Source organism: Azohydromonas lata NBRC 102462 (assembly GCF_001571085.1).
Taxonomy (GTDB): domain Bacteria; phylum Pseudomonadota; class Gammaproteobacteria; order Burkholderiales; family Burkholderiaceae_C; genus Azohydromonas; species Azohydromonas lata.
The window spans coordinates 1-17,556 of the sequence record NZ_BCTC01000122.1 but is presented as its reverse complement, the minus strand read 5'-3'; the positions used below and the strand labels follow the sequence as shown (position 1 = coordinate 17,556).

The 17,556-nt window shown below is 70.9% G+C and carries 14 protein-coding genes; 10 read left to right on the top strand and 4 right to left on the bottom strand.

Going from position 1 to position 17,556, the window contains the following annotated elements; translation table 11 throughout:
* Positions 1–159: 159 nt before the first annotated feature.
* Positions 160–1,353 (top strand): alpha/beta hydrolase, encoded by a 1,194-nt coding sequence (locus ALA01S_RS26505; protein ID WP_084267977.1) that lies wholly within the window; start codon positions 160–162, stop codon positions 1,351–1,353.
* Positions 1,354–1,463: 110 nt separating this feature from the next.
* Here ALA01S_RS26505 and ALA01S_RS26500 read toward each other — a convergent pair whose 3' ends face one another.
* A complete protein-coding gene (locus ALA01S_RS26500; protein WP_066342300.1) occupies positions 1,464–1,919 on the bottom strand; it encodes an HU family DNA-binding protein in 456 nt (151 codons plus the stop codon).
* A gap of 252 nt (positions 1,920–2,171) precedes the next feature.
* On the opposite strand from ALA01S_RS26500, the gene ALA01S_RS33520 reads away from it, so the two are divergent.
* The 4 genes from ALA01S_RS33520 (at position 2,172) to ALA01S_RS26485 (ending at position 9,280) form a co-directional block, all read left to right on the top strand.
* Positions 2,172–2,429, top strand: coding sequence for a hypothetical protein (locus ALA01S_RS33520; RefSeq protein ID WP_157119293.1), 258 nt, complete (start codon positions 2,172–2,174; stop codon positions 2,427–2,429).
* Positions 2,430–2,549: 120 nt separating this feature from the next.
* On the top strand, positions 2,550–4,205 hold the full coding sequence (locus ALA01S_RS26495) for an IclR family transcriptional regulator domain-containing protein (RefSeq protein WP_066342299.1): 1,656 nt from the start codon (positions 2,550–2,552) through the stop codon (positions 4,203–4,205).
* A 393-nt stretch (positions 4,206–4,598) separates the two neighbouring features.
* A complete protein-coding gene (locus ALA01S_RS26490) occupies positions 4,599–8,333 on the top strand; it encodes an ATP-binding protein (RefSeq protein ID WP_066342298.1) in 3,735 nt (1,244 codons plus the stop codon).
* A complete protein-coding gene (locus tag ALA01S_RS26485) occupies positions 8,330–9,280 on the top strand; it encodes a GGDEF domain-containing response regulator (RefSeq protein ID WP_066342297.1) in 951 nt (316 codons plus the stop codon). Before ALA01S_RS26490 ends, ALA01S_RS26485 begins: the two co-directional genes overlap by 4 nt.
* Here the strand turns inward: ALA01S_RS26485 and ALA01S_RS26480 are convergent.
* The gene (locus ALA01S_RS26480; RefSeq protein WP_066342302.1) at positions 9,277–9,831 is read right to left on the bottom strand and encodes a hemerythrin domain-containing protein; all 555 of its coding nucleotides are present in this window, start codon (positions 9,829–9,831) and stop codon (positions 9,277–9,279) included. The genes ALA01S_RS26485 and ALA01S_RS26480 overlap by 4 nt on opposite strands.
* Before the next feature lie 118 nt (positions 9,832–9,949).
* Here ALA01S_RS26480 and ALA01S_RS26475 point away from each other — a divergent pair, with 118 nt between their 5' ends.
* Entirely contained in the window at positions 9,950–10,723 is a 774-nt protein-coding gene (locus tag ALA01S_RS26475) for a Crp/Fnr family transcriptional regulator (RefSeq protein WP_066342296.1), read from the top strand.
* A gap of 65 nt (positions 10,724–10,788) precedes the next feature.
* On the opposite strand, the gene ALA01S_RS26470 is transcribed toward ALA01S_RS26475, so the two are convergent.
* A complete protein-coding gene (locus ALA01S_RS26470; protein ID WP_066342295.1) occupies positions 10,789–12,759 on the bottom strand; it encodes a helix-turn-helix domain-containing protein in 1,971 nt (656 codons plus the stop codon).
* A gap of 352 nt (positions 12,760–13,111) precedes the next feature.
* Here ALA01S_RS26470 and ALA01S_RS26465 point away from each other — a divergent pair, with 352 nt between their 5' ends.
* The 3 genes from ALA01S_RS26465 to ALA01S_RS26455 are packed head-to-tail and all read left to right on the top strand — an operon-like array spanning position 13,112 to position 16,289.
* The gene (locus ALA01S_RS26465; RefSeq protein ID WP_066342294.1) at positions 13,112–13,903 is read left to right on the top strand and encodes an SDR family oxidoreductase; all 792 of its coding nucleotides are present in this window, start codon (positions 13,112–13,114) and stop codon (positions 13,901–13,903) included.
* A 26-nt stretch (positions 13,904–13,929) separates the two neighbouring features.
* The gene (kce, locus tag ALA01S_RS26460) at positions 13,930–14,883 is read left to right on the top strand and encodes a 3,5-dioxohexanoate:acetyl-CoA acetone transferase (protein WP_066342301.1); all 954 of its coding nucleotides are present in this window, start codon (positions 13,930–13,932) and stop codon (positions 14,881–14,883) included.
* Between the two features lie 50 nt (positions 14,884–14,933).
* Positions 14,934–16,289 (top strand): MFS transporter, encoded by a 1,356-nt coding sequence (locus tag ALA01S_RS26455; protein WP_066342293.1) that lies wholly within the window; start codon positions 14,934–14,936, stop codon positions 16,287–16,289.
* 16 nt (positions 16,290–16,305) lie between these two features.
* Here the strand turns inward: ALA01S_RS26455 and ALA01S_RS26450 are convergent, their stop codons facing one another.
* Entirely contained in the window at positions 16,306–16,971 is a 666-nt protein-coding gene (locus ALA01S_RS26450) for a DUF1345 domain-containing protein (protein WP_066342292.1), read from the bottom strand.
* A 171-nt stretch (positions 16,972–17,142) separates the two neighbouring features.
* On the opposite strand from ALA01S_RS26450, the gene ALA01S_RS26445 reads away from it, so the two are divergent.
* On the top strand, positions 17,143–17,556 hold a 414-nt coding region (locus tag ALA01S_RS26445; RefSeq protein ID WP_157119292.1), incomplete at its 3' end, for an ABC transporter substrate-binding protein.

Here is a 17,556-nt window from a genome sequence, read left to right as displayed (position 1 = left end):
TGCTTGTGCGAAAGCCGGTTTCCCCGAGGGGATGCCGGCTTTTTGCATTGGCCCATGGCCTTGGGCCGCTGTGGCCGGGCCTGGGGGCCGGCACCGTTTTCCAGGTACATCGCTTGCCCGTGGCCGCGCACATCCACACCGGATTCTTTTGGAGTTGCCATGTTGCGCGTGCATCCCTACACCCCGCGGTCCGGCCTGTCCAGGCCGTGGGCGCTTGCCGCCGCCCTGGGGTTGTGCGCGGCGCTGTCATGGCAAGGCGCCATGGCGGCCGACAAGCTCGATGCCCGCACCGGCACGCGCTACAAGGCCGACAAGGACATGGCCGCCGTGCTGGACACGCTGGCGGCCATGAGCCCCAAGCCCATAGAGACGCTGACGGTGGAGGAGGCGCGCAAGCAGCCCACGCCGGCCGATGCGGTGGAGGCGCTGCTCAAGTCGCAGGACAAGGACAGCGACCCGGCCAGGATCACCCCCGACGTCACCGCCACCGACCGCACCATCCCCGGCGCCGCCGGCCCGCTGCCCGCGCGCGTGTACACGCCCAAGGAGGGCGTCTCCTGGCCCGTGATCGTCTACTTCCACGGAGGCGGCTGGGTGTTGGGCAGCAAGGAAAGCTACGACGCCGCGCCGCGCGCGCTTTCCGGCCTGGTCAAGGCCGTGGTGGTGTCGGTGGACTACCGGCTGGCGCCTGAGCACAAGTTCCCGGCGCAGCACGACGACGCGCTGGCCGTCTACCACTGGGTGGCCGAGCGCGCCGCGGACCTGCAGGGCGATCCCAAGCGGCTGGCGCTGGCCGGCGAGAGCGCCGGCGCCAACCTCGCGCTGTCCACCGCCATCTCTGCGCGGCAGGCCGGCATGACGCCGCCGCAGCACGTGCTGGCCGTCTATCCGGTGGTGCAGTTGACCGACCTGGACACGCCCTCGTACCGCGACAGCGCGCAGGCCAAGCCGCTGAACAAGGCCATGATGGGCTGGTTCGCCGACAAGGTGTTCTCCTCTCCCGGCCAGAAGCAGGACCCGCGCGTGGACCTGCTGCGCGCCGACCTGAGCCTGCTGCCCACGGTCACGCTCATACGCGCGCAGATCGACCCGCTGCGCAGCGACGGCGAGCTGCTGGAGCGCGCGCTCAAGAAGGCCCACGTGTCCTTCAAGTCCCAGACCTTTGCGGGCGTGACGCACGAGTTCTTCGGCATGGCGCCGGCGGTGGGCAACGCCAAGTCGGCGCAGCACCTGGCGGCCAAGGAGCTGCGCCAGGGCTTCGAGCGCTCGCTGCGCGTGTCCGACAAGCGGCCCACCGAGGCCAAGGTCGAGGACAACAAGGCCGCCGAGGCGGCGGCCGGCAAGGGCAAGTGACGCCCTGATCGCCGAGGCGCCAACGAAAAAGCCCCGCGGTGCGGGGCTTTTTCTCGTGTGGGCTTGCGGCGGGCGGTGCCGCCGCAATGCCTGCAGGCCTTTCAGGTGCTTCAGGCCTTCTTGGCGGCCGCCTTCTTCGCAGCGGCCTTCTTGGCGGGGGCGGCGGCCTTCTTGGCCGGAGCCGGGGCCGGCGCAGCGGCCGCTTTCTTGGCGGAGGCCTTCTTGGCCGGCGCGGCGGCGGGCTTGGCGGCCTGCTTGGCGGCGGCCTTCTCGGCGCGGGCCTTGGCGAACTTCGGATCGACCAGGCCGGCCAGCGCCGTCGAGGGCGTGAACTTCACCAGCTTGCGCGCGGCGATCTTGATCTTGTCGCCCGTGCTGGGGTTGCGGCCCACGCGCGCGGCGCGCTGGCCGAGCTTGAAGCTGCCGAAGCCGGAGATCGCGACGGGCTTGCCTTTCTTGAGCTCGGTGCACAGGGCGTCGATCACCGTGTCCAGCATGCGGGTGGCGGCAGCCTTGGAGAGTTCGTGCTTTTCAGCCAGCAGGGCAGCAAGATCGTTGCGGTTCATGCGTGTTCAACGTGTTGAAAAGCCGTCATTGTGACATTGCGCCCGCACCGGCCCTGCCGGACGCCGCCGCCGGTTGTGCGGGCAACCACGTGCCGCTTGTCGTGCGGCCTGGTTCGAGCCTCGGGGGCTGCGCGGCTGCAGCCGCCGCTGCTGGCGTGTTTTTCGATGGGGCGGCCTAAAAAGCCCTGCCGGCGCGGCGCAGGCGCGCCGATTGCAGCTCGGCTGGGCTCCAAGCTTGCGCGAGGTGCTGCCATGAGCCCTGATCCTGCTGCCCAACCCCTGGTTCCCGCCGACGCGGCCAATAAGGCCCATGAGGCCCATGAGGCCCATGAGGCCGATGCTGCCCATCCGGCCGATGCGCATGTCCCTGCGCCGGTGGACTGGTCCGAGGAGTCCACGGCCGGCGAGGAGGACCCCGGCGCCAGCCTGGACCTGGCGCTGGAGCCGCCCGCGCAGCCGGCGCCCGGCGGCGAACCGCCCGCGGGCGGCCCGCCGGCGTCCAGGCCTTGAGCGCTTGGGGCGACGGCCGCGCGGCCGTCGCCGCGCAGCGTGCATGTGGACATTGCGCTGCGCGAAGGGCTCCTGCGCCTTTAGGATGCGCGGCTTCGCCGTTCCAAGGGAGTTTTTCGAATGGGTTCGTCCAGCCACGAGGGCACTGCGGCCCTGGACAAAGCGCTGGATGTGCTGGAGGCCATAGGCCAGGCCCCGCAGGGCCTGAGCCAGGCCGAGCTGTCGGCGCGGCTGCAATTGCCGCGCACCACGCTGTACCGGCTGCTGGCCGCACTGGTGGCGCGCGACCTGGTGCGCCGCGATCCGCAGCGCCGCGTCTATGCGCTGGGCCTGCGCTGCTTCGAGTACGCGCGCGCCGCCTACGCCATGCCGGACCTGGTGGCCGCGGCCGGGCTGGAGCTGCGCGCGCTGCGCGACCTCACCGGCGAGACCTCCTACCTGTGCGTGCTCGACGGCATGCAGACGCTGCTGCTGGAGCGCTGCGACGGCGCGCACAGCCAGCGCTCGGCCTCGGCGCTTGGGCAGAGGAAGCCGCTGCACTGCACCAGCCAGGGCAAGGCGATGCTGGCGGCGCTGCCCGCGCCGCAGCGCGACGTGCTGGTCAGGGAGCTCACGCTCAGTGCCCACACCGCCAACACCATCACCGACCGGCGCCGGCTGCAGGCCGAGCTCAAGCTCACGGCCGCGCGCGGTTGGGCGCTGGACGACGAGGAAATCGTTGCCGGCGTGCGCTGCGTGGGCGCACCCATCGTGGACGGCGAAGGCCGGCTGCGCGGCGCCATCAGCGTGGCCGGGCCGGCCTTTCGCCTCACCCGCGAGCGGCTGGAGCTGCTGGGCCCGGAGCTGGTGCAGGCCGCGCGCCGCGTGGGCGCGCAACTGCAGGCCACGCGCGCCGCGCCCGCGCCGGGCCAGGCCGAGCCGGTGGAGGGCGAGCGCGCCTTTTGCGGGCGCTTTCCGCGCTGGTCGGCGCGGCGCCAGGAGCTGCTGTGGGCCGACACGCTGGCCCCGGCCGTGCATGCCTGCGCGGGCGCGGGGGGCGGCGCGGACCGGGTGCTGGCCGATGCCGATGCACCCATAGAAGCGCTGCTGCTGCATGGCGCAGGCGCCTTGCTGGCCGTGGCCGGCGGCTGGGTGCTGCTGGACGGCGCGGGCGCCGCGCGGCCCTTGCCGAGCCCGCCGGGGCCCGCGGGAGCGCCGCGGCGCGCGCTGCTGGCGGCCTGCGTGCGCGGCGACGGCTCGCTGTGGGTGTGCATGGCCGAGGGTGGGCGCTGGCGCGTGGCGCAGCTCACGCCGGGCGGCGAGCTGGCCGGTGGCTGGCAGTTGGGTGAGCCCGCTTCGGCGCTGGCCTGGGACGCGCGCGGCGGGCTCATCGCCGCGGCGCCGCAGTCCGGCACCTTGTACCGGCTGGAGGAGAGCGGCCTGGGTGGGGCGGGCGGCGGCGTGCGCCGGCTCACCACCGTGCCGCGCGCCTCGGGGCGGCTGTCGGGGCTGGCGCTGGATGCCGAGGGCGGCATCTGGTCGGCGCTGCGCGAGGGCTGGAGCGTGGTGCGCTTTGCCGAGGACGGCAGCGTGGACCGCGTGTTGGGCGTACCCGTGCCCAGCCCGACGGACGTGGCTTTCGGCGGCCGCGGGCTGGGCACGCTCTACGTCACCAGCGCGCGCGACGGGGTGCCGCTGGAGGCGCTGTCCAACGCCCCGCTGTCGGGGCGGCTGTTCCAGTGCCAGCCCGGCGTGGCGGGGCTGGCGCTGCACGAGCTGGGCTGGCCGGCGCTTTGAATCGCCGATCGTGAGGCCGCGCCCGCGCGCGGGCATTCGGTCCCCTTGCGGGCCGAATTTCAGCCAGGTTGCAGCCGTGTTGCAGTCAAGCTGCAGCAGCTTTGCAACCGAACTGCAGCCGAATTGCATCCGGTCAATGGTTCAGCCCGCCAACGGGCTCAGGGCGAAACCCGCCGGCTGGCCGCGTTCTCGCGCACCGGAGACCGCGCAACGCGTGGCGGACAGCGCCCGGCGCTTGGATGGCGCCCGCGCGGCGCGGCATCATCGCGGGCATGCGTTCAAGCTGCGGCCGGCAGCGGCCGATGTCTTGCCACAGGCGGCCCGCGCCGCCGTCGCGGTGAAGTGCGGCCGCAGCCGGCGCTCAGGCGGACTGTTTTCAGCCCCGTGTGAACCATGCCCTTTTCCGTCCTGCCCCTGTCCGCACGCCTGACCCGTCCGCGCCCCGCGCGGCTGCTGGCGTTGGGCGTGCTGGTGATTGGGCTGGCGGTCTCGGCGCTGCTGGCGGCGTGGCTGCATCGCGGACTGGTCCTGCGGCTGCAGGAGCGCTTCGACCGCCATGCGGCAGAGCTGGAGGAGGACATCCGCCAGCGACTGGAGCGCGCGGCCGACGGCCTCATCGACCTGCAGGCGCTGTTTGCCGCGCGGCCGGATGCCGACGAGCAGGCCTTTGCCCGCTTCGTCGAAGTGCAGTCGCGCATGGGCGCGCTCGAAAGCGGCGTGCGCGGCTACGCGCTGGCGCTGCCGCGTGGGCGCCTGAGCCCCGGCGCCGCGGACGGCGCCGTGCCGATGGTGGTGCGCGACGCGCAGCCGCGACAGGCCCTGCAGCCGCTGCTGGGCCTGGACCTGGCGGCGCAGCCCGTGCTGCGCGAGGCCCTGGAGCGCTCGCTGCGCGACGGGCGCCCGGCGCTCACCGGTGCGCTGGCGCTGCCCGGGGACACGCGGCTGTCGCTGTCGCTGCTGCTGCCGCTGTACCGGGGCGACGCCGCGCCGGCGTCCGAGCCGCGGCGCCGCGCGGAGCTGGCCGGCGTGCTGCTGGCGCCGCTGTCGGTGAACGAGCTGCTGGCAGGCATCGCCCAGACCTCGCCCGGGCGCGGCGACCTCGACTTCGACCTGCTGGACGGTACCCGTGCGCCCGCGCCGCACCTGCACGCCGGGCTGCAGCCGCCGCGCGTGCCGCGCTTTGCCGTCACGCGGCGCCTGGAGGCGGGCGGGCGCGTCCTGGAGCTGCGCGTGGCCAGCAGCGCCCGCTTCGACGCCGACGCCGCCCTGGCCGTGCCCTGGTGGGTGGGCGGGGGCGGCGCCGCGCTGAGCGTGCTGCTGGCCTTCACCATGTGGCTGCTGGCGCGCGGGCGCGCCCGCGCGCTGGCGCTGGCCGGGCACATGACGGCCGAGCTCGACCGCCTGGCGCGCGTGGCGCAGCGCACCAGCAACGCCGTGCTCATCACCGACGCCGCCTGCGGCATCGAATGGGTCAACGAGGGCTTCACCCGGCTCTTCGGCTACCTGCCGCACGAGGCGCGGGGCCGCACCCCCATGGAGCTGCTGGGGGGCTCGGTGGAGGACATCACCGCGCTGCGCGCGTTGGCGCGCGAGGCGCCTGCCAGCGGGCGCGAGCTGTCGCTGCAACTGCGCCACCGTGACGGCTTGCCGCGCCCCGTGGCGCTGGAGCTGCAGGCCGTGCGCGACGCCGTCGGCGCGGTGCAGAGCTTCATGCTCATCTGCCACGACCGCAGCGCGCAGCACGCGCTGGAGCGCGAGCGGCTGCGGCTGGCCAACGTGCTCGAAGGCGCCGACGTGGGCACCTGGGAGTTCTCGCTGGGCGACCGGCGGCTGCACATCGACGAGCGCTGGGCCTCCATGCTGGGCCGGCGGCTGCAGGAGCTGCTGCCGGCCGACGAGCGGACCTGGCTGCGCCTGACGCACCCCGAGGACGCGGCGCGCGCGCTGTCGCTGCTGGAGCGCCACATCGCCGGCGAGCTGGGCTACTACGACGTCGAGATCCGCATGCGCCACCGCGAGGGCCACTGGGTGTGGATGCTGGCGCGCGGGCGCGTGGTCACGCGCGACGCGCAGGGCCGGCCGCTGACGGTGGCGGGCACGCACACCGACATCACGCGGCGCAAGCGGGCCGAGCAGGCGCTGCGCCGCGCGCGCGACCAGGCGCTGGCCGCTTCCAGCGCCAAGTCGGCCTTCCTGGCCAACATGAGCCACGAGATACGCACGCCCATGAACTCGGTGCTGGGCATGCTGGCGCTGCTGCGCCGCGGCGGCCTCACGCCCGTGCAGGACGACCGCGCGGCCAAGAGCGAGGCCGCGGCGCGCTCGTTGCTGGCGCTGCTGGACGACATCCTCGATCTCTCCAAGGTCGAGGCCGGGCGGCTGACGCTGGAGCCGCAGCCCTTCCGCCCGGCGCAGTTGTTCGAGGAGCTGCAGGTGCTGCTGCAGGGCAGCCTGGTGGGCAAGCCCGTGGCCTTGCGCATGGCGCTGGACCCGGCGCTGCCGCCGGTGCTGGTGGGCGATGCGCTGCGGCTGCGCCAGGTGCTGCTGAACCTGGGCGGCAACGCGGTGAAGTTCACGGCCGGGGGCGAGGTGGAGGTGGCGCTGCGGCTGCTGCAGCGCCGCGGCGGCTCGGTGCAGGTGGAGCTGTCGGTGCGCGACACGGGTTTGGGCATCGCGCCGTCGCAGCAGGCGCAGCTCTTCGAGCCCTTCACGCAGGCCGAGGCCTCCATCACGCGGCGCTTCGGCGGCACGGGTCTGGGTTTGGCGATCTCGCGCCGCCTGGTGCGGCTCATGGGCGGCGAGCTGCAGCTCGACAGCGCCGCCGGCGTGGGCAGCCGTTTCCATTGCCGGCTGGAGCTGGCGCTGGCCCGCCCGGAGCAACTGGCCGCGCTGCCGCCGCCCGCTGCGTCCGGCGCGCAGCGCGCGGCGGGCGCCGCGGGACAAGCGCTGGCGGGGCTGCGGCTGCTGGTGGCCGAGGACAACCCGCACAACCGCGAGGTGGCGCTGGAGCTGCTGCGCGGCGAGGGCGCGCTGGTGGAGCTGGCGGCCACGGGGCTGGAGGCCGTGGCCGCGGTGGCGGCCGGGCAGTTCGACGCCGTGCTGATGGACTTGCAGATGCCCGATATGGACGGCTTCACGGCCACGGCCCGCATCCGGCAGGCGCTTGGGCTGGATCGGCTGCCCATCATCGCCATGACGGCCAATGCCGCACCGGCCGACCGCGCCGCCAGCCTGGCCGCGGGCATGAACGACCACGTGGGCAAGCCCTTCGAGCTGCGGCAGCTCGTGGCCGTGCTGCGCCGGCACACGGGGCAGGAAGGGGCGGCGCCGGCGGCGGCACCGGGCGCGGACGATGGCATGGACGCCGGCACGGACGTGGCCGCGCTGCCCGCGCTGGACCTGGACGGCGCGCTGCAGCGCTTCCAGGGCCGCGCCGGCCTGTACGCACGGCTGCTGGGCAACGCCTGCGCGCAGTTCGAGGCGCTGCTGCCGCAGTGCGCCGCGCTGCTGGGACAGGGCCAGCGCGATGCCGCCGCGCAAGCCCTGCACCGTTGCCGCAGCCTGGCCGGCACCTTGGGCGCGCGGCGGCTGGCCGCGGCGGCCCACGCGCTGGAGCGGCCCCTGTTGGCCGGCGAGGACGCGCCGGCGGCGCTGCTGGCTTCGCTGGAGGCGGCGGTGGAGCACACGCTGGCCGAGGCGGCGCTGCACGCGCCGTCGCTGGCCGGCCGCGGGCAGCCGGGGCTGGCGCAGGACGGCGGCGATGTGCCTGTGCCGGCGCTGAGCGAAGCGCCTGGCCGGGCGCACGAAGCGGGTGAGGCGGGCGCCGTGGACGGCAGCCCTGCGGACGGGGCCGGCGCGGCAAGCCCGGCAGGCCTTGCCGCGGGGGCGGACGGCCACGCCGAGGAGGCCGGGGCCGCCGCAAGCCTTCCGTTGCCGGCATCGGCGCAGGGCCTGCTGCGCGAGCTGCTGGGGCTGCTGGCGCAGTCCGACCTGGCGGCGCTGCAGGCGCATGCGCGGCTGCAGTTGGCGTTGCCGGCGGCGCGGCGCCGGGAACTGGACGAGGCCATGGCCGTCCTGGACTTTCAGACCGCGCTGGCACACTGCCGGCGTCTCTTGGCGACCGAATGAACCACGACTTGAACCTACCCTTGCCGGGGCTGGCTCCGGACGCGCCGCCGCCCCGGCTGCTGCTGGTGGACGACCAGCCCGCCAACATCCATGCGCTGCACCAGGCGTTCCTGGGCAGCGGCTGGCAGATGCTGATGGCCACGCAGGGTGCGCAGGCCGTGGCCCTGTGCCGCGAGCGGCGGCCTGACCTGGTGCTGCTGGACCTGTTCCTGGCCGACCTGGACGGCTACGCCGTGTGCGCGCAGCTCAAGGCCGACCCGGCCACGCGCGACATCCCGGTGATCTTCGTCACCGCCTACGAGGACGCGCAATGCGAGATGCGGGCGCTGGAGGCGGGGGCGGTGGACTTCATCGTCAAGCCCTTTCACCCCGGCGTGGTGCGTGCGCGGGTGCGCTTGCACCTGTCGCTCAAGCTGCAGGCCGACCAGTTGCGCCACCAAGCGCTGGTGGACGGCCTCACCGGCGTCTACAACCGCCGCCATTTCGACGAGCGCTTCCAGCAGGAGTGGCGCCGCGCGCAGCGCGAGGGCAGCACGCTGGCGCTGCTGCTGGCCGACGCGGACCACTTCAAGCGCTTCAACGACCGCCACGGCCACCAGGCCGGTGACGAGTGCCTGCGCCGCGTCGCGCAGCAGTTGCACGCCGGCTTGCGCCGCCCGGCGGACCTGATCGCGCGCTGGGGCGGCGAGGAGTTCGCCTGCATCCTGCCGTGCACCACGGCCGAGGGTGCTCTGTACTTGGCGCGCGCGCTGGAGGAGGGCGTGCGTGCCCTGGCCATCGCGCACCCGGACGCGCCGCACGGCGTGATGACCATCAGCCTGGGCCTGGCCGCCGCCAGCCCCAAGCCCGGCCACGACGGTGCCGAGCTTTTCAAGCGCGCGGACGCGCAGCTCTATCGCGCCAAGTCGCTTGGGCGGGCGCGGGCCTGCGCGGAAGGGTTCAACTAGGCGGGCTTCACCCCGCGCCGCGCGGCCATGTCGCGCCCCATGTCCAGCCGCCGCTGCGCGGCGTCGGGGGCGGCGGCCTGCAGGTCGCGCGCGCCGGGGAAGGCCAGGCCGTCCTCCAGCTCCAGGTGGCCGTCGTGCACGTCCACGAAGTCCTGCGCCGCGGCGTCCAGCCCCGGCGGCACCTCGCCGGCCTGCAGCGCCTGCAGCAGCGGCTCCAGCGCGGCCCAGCTCGCGCGTATGCGCGTGTGGTCGGCCAGCATGCGCTGCGCGGCCTCGCGCAGCCGCGCATCGGCGCTGCCCAGCAGCGGCGGGATGACGTGGCGCTCCTCGTCCTCGTGGTGGGCGGGGGCGGCGACGTTGAAGTAGCGCGCCACGTCGCGCGCGGCGTCGCGGGCCTGGGTGTCGGCGCCGTGCGCGCGCACGTGGGCGGCCAGGCGCTGCAGCAGGTCCAGGCTGCGGCGCACGCGGTCGTGGCAAGCCGACAGCACCTCGAAGGGCTCGTCGAATCCGGCAGCCGGACTGTGCAATCCGGGAAAAGATGTATTGCGCATGCCGGAATTGTCGCGCCGCACCCGCCCCCCGGGCGGTTGATCTGACGCAAGCCCGACTCGCGAGGGCTGGGAGACCATGCATCCAATCCCGAGAACCCCACGACCGCATCCAACGGCCATGTCATCCCTTCCCGCTTCTTCGCTGGTCACGCCGGGCCTGGCCCGCAACGCCGTGCGCGCGGCCTCCCGTACCGCGGCTTCGCGCCGCCATTGGGCTGCACTGCTGGACGCGCCCGCGCTCGGCACCTCCGAGGCGCAGGCACTGGACGCCATCGCCCAGGTGCGCAACGTCGCCGCCGGGCAGCTCATCTACACCCGGCGCGACACGGCGCAGACGCTGGTCGCGCTGGTCGAGGGCGACGCCGCCCTGGGCCTGCGCCAGTCGTCCGACGGCCAGTTCCGCATCGAGCGCATGCTGCACGCGCCGGGCTGGCTGGATCTGGCCTCGGCCTGGCTCTCCGGCACGCACTCGCTGGACGCGCAGGCCGTCTCCGACTGCATGCTGGTGGAGCTGCCGCGCTCGGCGCTGAGCGCGCTGCTGGACGACGACGCCAACCTCGCCGGCCTGCTCATCCAGGCCCTGGCGCGCGAGGTGCGCACGCTCACGCTCAACACCCACGAGCTCATGCACAAGGACGCCCCGGCGCGCCTGGCCGCGTGGCTGCACCAGCGCTGCGCGCCCGTGCCGGAAGTGCCCGGGCAGGCGCAGGTGCTGCTGCGCGAGCGCAAGCGCGACATCGCCTCGCAACTGGCCATCACGCCGGAGACGCTCTCGCGGCTGATGCGCAGCTTCATGACGCAGGGCGTCATCGACGTGGCCGGCTACAACGTGCGCGTGCTGGACCTGAACGCGCTGCGCAAGCTGGCACAGGACGAGATGGCCGCGGCCTGAGCCCGGCGCCTTCGCTGCATCCCGGCACGGCCCGCGCACTGCAAGGTGCGCGGGCCGCTGTGTTTTCAGCGCGGCTGCGCAATACCCAGATTCCACAGCCGCAGCGCCATGTGAATTTCCAGGGCGCGGGTCGCCTGGCCTAAATGCCCGACCAATTCTTCAACTGTCGCCAACCGCTGGCGGACAGTATTGACGTGAATGCTCAGCTGCTGTGCCGTGGTGCGCGCATTCTGGTTGTTGTCAAAATAAGTCAACAGCGTGCGGGTGAGTTCCGAGCCGCGCTTCTGGTCATGCGATAACAGCGGGCCCAAAGTGGCCTCCAGGAAATTGTCCAGGCTTTCGCGGTCGTGGGTTTCAAACAGCGTTGAATACAATGCCATTTCATTTTGGGCAATGATGCTGCCCTGGACGCCAATACGGGATAATACTGCCATTGCCCGCCTCAGCGTGGCGTAAACCGCCGGAACGCCTTGCGGATTGGATACGGGCTTGGAAATGACGCCCCGGTACGCTCTGCCAAATTCCGGTTGGCCCAGCGCCTTGAGGATGCACAGCTTGTCCTGCGCCTGCGTGGCGGCGCACAAGATCACGAGCAGGCCGTCGATTTCATCAAATATGGTATGGGCCAGCTCCGGCCGCGCCCGCAGCCGCCGGGCGGCATAGGCGGCCTTGGTTTCGTCCATTTCAATGGCGATCAGGCAAACCGGCTGTTCCAGGTCCAGGCCGAATCTGCGGGCCTGGTCGAGCAGCAAGGCCGGCGGGTCCTGCCGCAGCGAAACCAGGGAGCGCAGCAACTGGGAAACGTCCCGGCTTTTTACCGCTTCGCTGCGTTCCTGGGACAGCAGGACAATGGCCATCAGATTGGCGCTGCGCTCCAAAATGCTGACGGCAGTTTCGTCCAGGATTTGCCGGTGAAACAGCAATACCGAGCCCAGCACATCATTGCCGCCCACCACGGCCATGACGGTGCAGGTTTCTTCCTCGGCCTGGTAAGCCTGCCGCGAACGCCCGGCCAGGCGGCTTTGCCGCAGCGCCTGCGTGATTTCCAGGCTGTGCTCGCCCTGCAGCGCAAAATGCCCGCCGGCCTGGCTGCCTGGATATTCGGCCGCATGCCCGTGGCTGATGACCTGGGCGCCTTCGTCCCAGACCACCACGCCGGCATTCAAAGATTGGGCCAGTGCCTGGCACAGCGCGGACAACGGGGCGCCCTGGGCCAGCAGTGCCGTCATTTGCTCGTGCGCCTCCGCGGCCGATTTTACGCTCGATATATGCCGCTCCAATTCCAGGCGGGCCCGTCCCGCCTCGGCCAGGGCGGATTGCGCCTGCTCGAAGGCGCGGGCATTCTTGATGGCCACGGCGGCATGGGCAGCCAGCGCGCTCAATATCGAGGTATTGAGCGCCGTATGGGTGCGGTGATAACGGTCGGCCACGAACAGCAGGCCGACAATTTCCTCGTTCCATATCAGGGGCACGCCCGCCAGCGCGACAATGCCTTCGCCGCGCAGCGTGGCGTCCAGCTCCGGATCGTGCGTGAACCGGTTGTCATGCAAATAGTCGGGTGTTGAAAATGGCATGCGCGTGGCCATGATGACGCCGACCACGCCCGCTTTTTCCCGTGCCACCATGTGGGTCGTGTCCTGGAGCAGGGCGCCGTCATTGACGAGCACGTGAAATTCATGTTTCTCCGGGTCATAACTCGACAGCCACGCCAAATGCGCGCCCAGGAGATTGCGGGCCCGTGAAACGACGGCACGCAGCAAACCCGGCAAGTCGAGGTGGCTGGACAAGTCCTGGGCCGATTCGATCACGGCCCGCATACCCTGTTCGCGCTGCTGCAGCAATTCGAGCCGGTTTTGAATGGCCATGGCCATGCGGACCATTTCCGCGAGCATGGATTTTTGGGGCAGGCCGGCGGGGAGTTTTTCCACCTGCGCCAGGCGGCTTGCGAATTCGTCCGCCGGTGCACCGCGATGCAGCAGTTTGACCAAATCCCGAACCATGTCCTCGGCACCGTGATTCTGGACAGCAAGCTTCATCGCACTTCCCTACTGACGACTGCGTAACCCGGACAGTATCCCGGCACGCCGGGCCCGCTTGAGCGTCGCGGGCGATGGTCAGCCCACACCGGGCCATTGCCGGCGGCATCCGCCGGGGCATCGCCCCCAGGCCGCACGCCGTATTCCCGCACCGGGCAGGGCCATGCTCAGGGTTATCCCGGCGTGCGGTGCTCACATGGATAGGGCGCGGACGATGTGGCCCGGCCACATAGGTTCCCGCCGGCACGCCGACCAAACTGCCGTCCAAGCACCACGCCCGCCGCATCGGCGAGCTGGGCATGAATATCGGGCCCCTGATCGAAATTTGGGCCCAAACAAGGACGGTTATTCCATGAGCATTTTGGATTCCCTGCGACCGGCCGTGGGCCTGCGGGTATTGGTCACGGCCGGCGGCAGCGGTATCGGCGCCACGGTGGCGCGGGCATTTGCCGAAAGTGGCGCCCGCGTGCACGTTTGCGATATAGACCAGGCCGCGCTGCGGCGGCTGGCCAGCGAGGCTCCTTTCATGACCTCCAGCGTGGCCGATGCTTCAGTGCCCGGCGACGTGGACCGGGTTTTCGACGACGTGCGAACCACCTTGGGCGGCCTTGACGTGCTGGTGAACAACGCCGGTATTGCCGGCCCCACCGGGCCGATAGAAAACCTGGACGTGGAAGGCTGGGAGCGCACGGTTTCCGTCAATCTCAACAGCCAATATTACTTTGCACGCCGCGCGGTGCCGCTGCTGAAAAACTCGCAGCTCAATCCCTGCGTATTGGCCATGAGCTCCGTTGCGGGCCGGCTCGGGTATGCGCTGCGCACGCCTTATGCCGCGACAAAATGGGCCATCGTCGGCCTGATGAAATCGCTGGCCATCGAATTGGGGCCGCAGGGCGTGCGCGTCAATGCCATTTTGCCGGGCACGGTGGAGGGTGAGCGCATGAGCGGCGTGATCGGGGCGCGGGCCGCCGCCGCGGGTATCAGCGCCGAGGCCATGCGCGAGGAATACCTGCGCAAGATTTCCCTGCGCCGCATGGTCACGGCCGAGGACGTCGCAGCCATGGCGCTTTTCCTGTGCTCGCCGGCAGCCCGCAACGTGACCGGCCAGGCCATCAGCGTGGACGGCAATATGGAATATCTGTGAGCAACGGATTCACCGAGGAGACCCGCATGGAAAAACCCGCGAAAAAAGCCCAGGACAAGGTCATCATCACCTGTGCGGTGACCGGCTCCGTGCACACGCCGACCATGTCGCCGTATTTGCCCTTGACGCCTGATGAAATTGCACGGCAATCCATCGAGGCGGCCGAGGCCGGTGCGGCCATCATTCACCTGCATGCCCGCGATCCCGAGGATGGGCGGCCGACGGCGGACCCGAAGATATTCGACCAGTTCGTGCCGCGCATCAAGGCCGAAACCGATGCGGTGATCAACATCACCACCGGCGGCAGCACGCGCATGACGCTGGAGGAGCGCCTGGCTTATCCGCTGAAAGCGAAGCCGGAAATGTGCTCGCTGAACATGGGGTCCATGAATTTTTCCATCCATCCTGCAGCGCGCCGAATCTCAGAGTGGCGCCACGACTGGGAAAAGCCGTATATCGAAGGGATGGAAGACCTCATCTTCCGCAATACCTTCCGCGACATCAAGCATATTCTTCAGGTCTTGGGCGAGGGTTGCGGCACGCGCTTCGAATTCGAATGCTATGACGTCGGCCACCTTTACAACCTCGCCCATTTCGTGGACGAGGGCCTGATCCAGGGACCGCTTTTCATCCAGACGATTTACGGCGTGCTGGGTGGGCTGGGACCCGACCCGGAAAATCTGGTGCTGATGCGGACGACGGCGGACCGGCTGTTTGGCCGCGAGAATTACCGGTTTTCCATTTTGGGTGCCGGCCGCCATCAAATGCCCTTGTTGACCATGGGTGCGGTGATGGGCGGCAACGTCCGCGTTGGTCTGGAAGACAGCCTGTATCTCGGCAAGGGGCAGCTTGCGGCCTCGTGCGCGGAGCAGGTGCGCAAGATTCGCCGCATTTTGGAAGAGCTGTCGCTGGAGATTGCCACGCCTGACGAGGCGCGGGCTCTGCTGGGGCTCAAGGGCCGGGAGCGGGTCGCGTTCTGAATTTGTTTTCAGCGCGCCGCGAATTCATTCCTATATTGACAGGAGACATCATGGGAAATTCCTCCCTGGCGCCGGGCGTGGACGACACGCACCAGGTCGCGACCCGAAAGGCCATGGCCAGGCTGCTTCCGCTGCTGTGCCTGATTTATTTCATGTCCTACGTGGACCGCACCAACGTGTCGCTGGCCAAGGCGCACCTGGCCGCCGACCTGGGCATCGGCGCGGCGGCTTACGGCTTGGGGGCGGGCATCTTCTTCCTGGGCTATGCGCTGCTGGAGGTGCCGAGCAACCTGCTGGCGCACCGCATTGGGCCGCGCCCGTGGATCGCCCGCATTGCGGTCACCTGGGGCGCGCTGTCGGCGGCCATGATGTTCGTGCAAGGCGAGACTTCGTTTTACGTGCTGCGCGTGCTGCTGGGCATTGCCGAGGCCGGGCTGTTCCCGGCGCTGATGTACATGGTGACGCTGTGGTTCGCGCCCAAGGACCGCGCCGTGGCCGTGGGCTGGATCTACACCGCGCCGGCGCTGGGCCTGCTGGTGGGCAACCCGCTGGGCGGCGCGCTGATGCAGCTCGACGGGCTGGGCGGCCTGCGCGGCTGGCAGTGGATGTTCATGCTGGAGGGGCTGCCGACCATCCTGGTGGGCGTGCTGCTGTACTTCAAGCTGCCTGAGCGGCCGCGCGACGCGCGCTGGCTCTCGCCCGCGGAGGCCGCCGCGCTGGAGCGCCGCGCCGTGCTGGAGGCCGACCCGCATTCGCACCTGTCCTCGCAGGACTGGATGGCGGCGATCCGGCGGCCAAGCACGGTGCTCATGGGCCTGATCTACTTCCTGAACCAGGTGGCCTTCGTCGGCCTGGTGTTCTTCACGCCGGCCATGATCCAGCAGATGAAGGACACCACGCCCTTCCAGGTCGGGCTGATGTCCAGCAGCGTGGGCCTGGGCTTCCTGCTGGGCGTGCTGGTGCTGCCGCGCATCCACCGCCGCGTGAAGAGCGACTTCGTGTTCCTTGGCGTGCTGACGGCCGGCCTGCTGGCCAGCGCCTGGGCGTTCATCGCCACGGGCAGCCAGGGCGTGCAGATGGCGCTGTTCGTGGCGACGGCCTTCTTCGCCGGCGGCGTGCTGCCCTCGTACTGGGCCATCGCGATGAAGCGGCTGCAGGGCATACAGGCGGCCGCGGGCCTGGCCTTCATCAACACCATCGGCCTGTTGGGCGGCTTCGTGGGCCCCTACCTGTTCGGCATGGCGGAGTCGGCCACGGGGCGCAGCGCGGCGGGCTTCTCGGTGGTGATGGGCGCGGCGGCGCTTGGGCTGCTGCTGGTGCCGCTGCTGGCCAAGGCCTCGCGCGGCGATCGGCCGGCGGCGCAGGCCGGGGGCGGGGCAGCGCCGGTGGTGGGCCCGGCGTCCTGAGCCCGGCGGCGGGCGCTCAGAACAGCCCCGCCGCGATGTTCACGCTCAGCGCCAGCACGGTGGTGTTGAAGGCGAAGGCCAGCACGCAGTGCAGCGTGCCTATGCGGCGCAGCGCGGAGCTGGTGAAGGCGACGTCGGCCGTCTGGCCGGAGGTGCCGATGACGCAGGCGAAGTAGAAGAAGTCGCCGTAGTCGGGGTCCGGCGTGCTGGGGAAGTTGAGCACGTCCGGTTGCCCGCGCTCGCGCGCGGCATAGAAATCATGCGCGTAGTCCAGGGCGAACGTGGTTTGCGTGAACAGCCAGGAGCTCACCACGGTGAGCGCCGTGAGCGCCAGATGCGGCAGCCGGGCGGCCGCGGGCAAGGTCTTGACGGCGGCGAGCTGGCTGGCGATGGCCACCATCACCGCCACGGCGGCCAGCGCCACGCCGATGAGGATGATCAGTCGCCCCTCGTGCTGGCGCAGCGCGCGCTGTCCCATGGTGCCGGGGTGGGCGCCGCTCATCATGTCCCAGGCCAGCACGAAGTAGAGCAGGGCGCCGGCGTTCCAGCCCACCAGCGCGCGCGAGGCCGGGTGCGAGGCCCAGGCGCTGGGCAGCAGCAGGGACACCAGCACGCCCACGGCCATGGAGCTCCACAGGCGGGGGCGGGCCCGCAGGGCGCGCAGGGTACGGGGGATGGGCACGGGCGGTGGGGAGGGTGGCCAGGGGAGCTTGATTGTGCGAGCCCGCCCGTGCGCCATTGCGCCAGCCCGGGATGAGGCCTGGGGTAGACCCGTACACTTTTGGCCCCCAGGGTTCCAACAAACCATTCCCGAGGCGGACCCCGGCCTCGATACACCGCAACCTGAGTCCCCATGAAGCAACAAGCACTCAAGCTCACCGTTTTGGCCGCGCTGGCGGCTGCCGCCCATGCCGCATCGGCGCAGGAGCTGGTCGTGAAGATCGGCCACGTGGCCGCCACCAGCGGCGGTGCCGCCCACCTGGGCAAGGACAACGAGAACGGCGTGCGCATGGCGCTGGACGAGCTCAACGCCAAGGGCCTGACCATCGGCGGCAAGAAGGCCAAGTTCGAGCTGCTGGCCGAGGACGACGCCGGTGATCCCAAGCAAGGCACCGCCGCCGCCCAGAAGCTCGTGGATGCCAAGGTCAACGGCGTGGTGGGCCACCTGCAGTCGGGCACCTCCATCCCGGCCTCCAAGGTGTACAGCGACGCCGGCATCCCGCAGATCGCGCCCTCGGTGACCAACCCCAAGTACACCGCCCAGGGC

Coding starts and splice junctions, on each gene's coding strand:
- ALA01S_RS26465 (WP_066342294.1), top strand. CDS start 13,112: ATGAGCATTTTGGATTCCCTGCGACCGGCCGTGGGCCTGCGGGTATTG.
- ALA01S_RS26490 (WP_066342298.1), top strand. CDS start 4,599: ATGCCCTTTTCCGTCCTGCCCCTGTCCGCACGCCTGACCCGTCCGCGC.
- ALA01S_RS33520 (WP_157119293.1), top strand. CDS start 2,172: ATGAGCCCTGATCCTGCTGCCCAACCCCTGGTTCCCGCCGACGCGGCC.
- ALA01S_RS26505 (WP_084267977.1), top strand. CDS start 160: ATGTTGCGCGTGCATCCCTACACCCCGCGGTCCGGCCTGTCCAGGCCG.
- ALA01S_RS26470 (WP_066342295.1), bottom strand. CDS start 12,759: ATGAAGCTTGCTGTCCAGAATCACGGTGCCGAGGACATGGTTCGGGAT.
- ALA01S_RS26480 (WP_066342302.1), bottom strand. CDS start 9,831: ATGCGCAATACATCTTTTCCCGGATTGCACAGTCCGGCTGCCGGATTC.
- ALA01S_RS26495 (WP_066342299.1), top strand. CDS start 2,550: ATGGGTTCGTCCAGCCACGAGGGCACTGCGGCCCTGGACAAAGCGCTG.
- kce (WP_066342301.1), top strand. CDS start 13,930: ATGGAAAAACCCGCGAAAAAAGCCCAGGACAAGGTCATCATCACCTGT.
- ALA01S_RS26500 (WP_066342300.1), bottom strand. CDS start 1,919: ATGAACCGCAACGATCTTGCTGCCCTGCTGGCTGAAAAGCACGAACTC.
- ALA01S_RS26485 (WP_066342297.1), top strand. CDS start 8,330: ATGAACCACGACTTGAACCTACCCTTGCCGGGGCTGGCTCCGGACGCG.
- ALA01S_RS26475 (WP_066342296.1), top strand. CDS start 9,950: ATGTCATCCCTTCCCGCTTCTTCGCTGGTCACGCCGGGCCTGGCCCGC.
- ALA01S_RS26455 (WP_066342293.1), top strand. CDS start 14,934: ATGGGAAATTCCTCCCTGGCGCCGGGCGTGGACGACACGCACCAGGTC.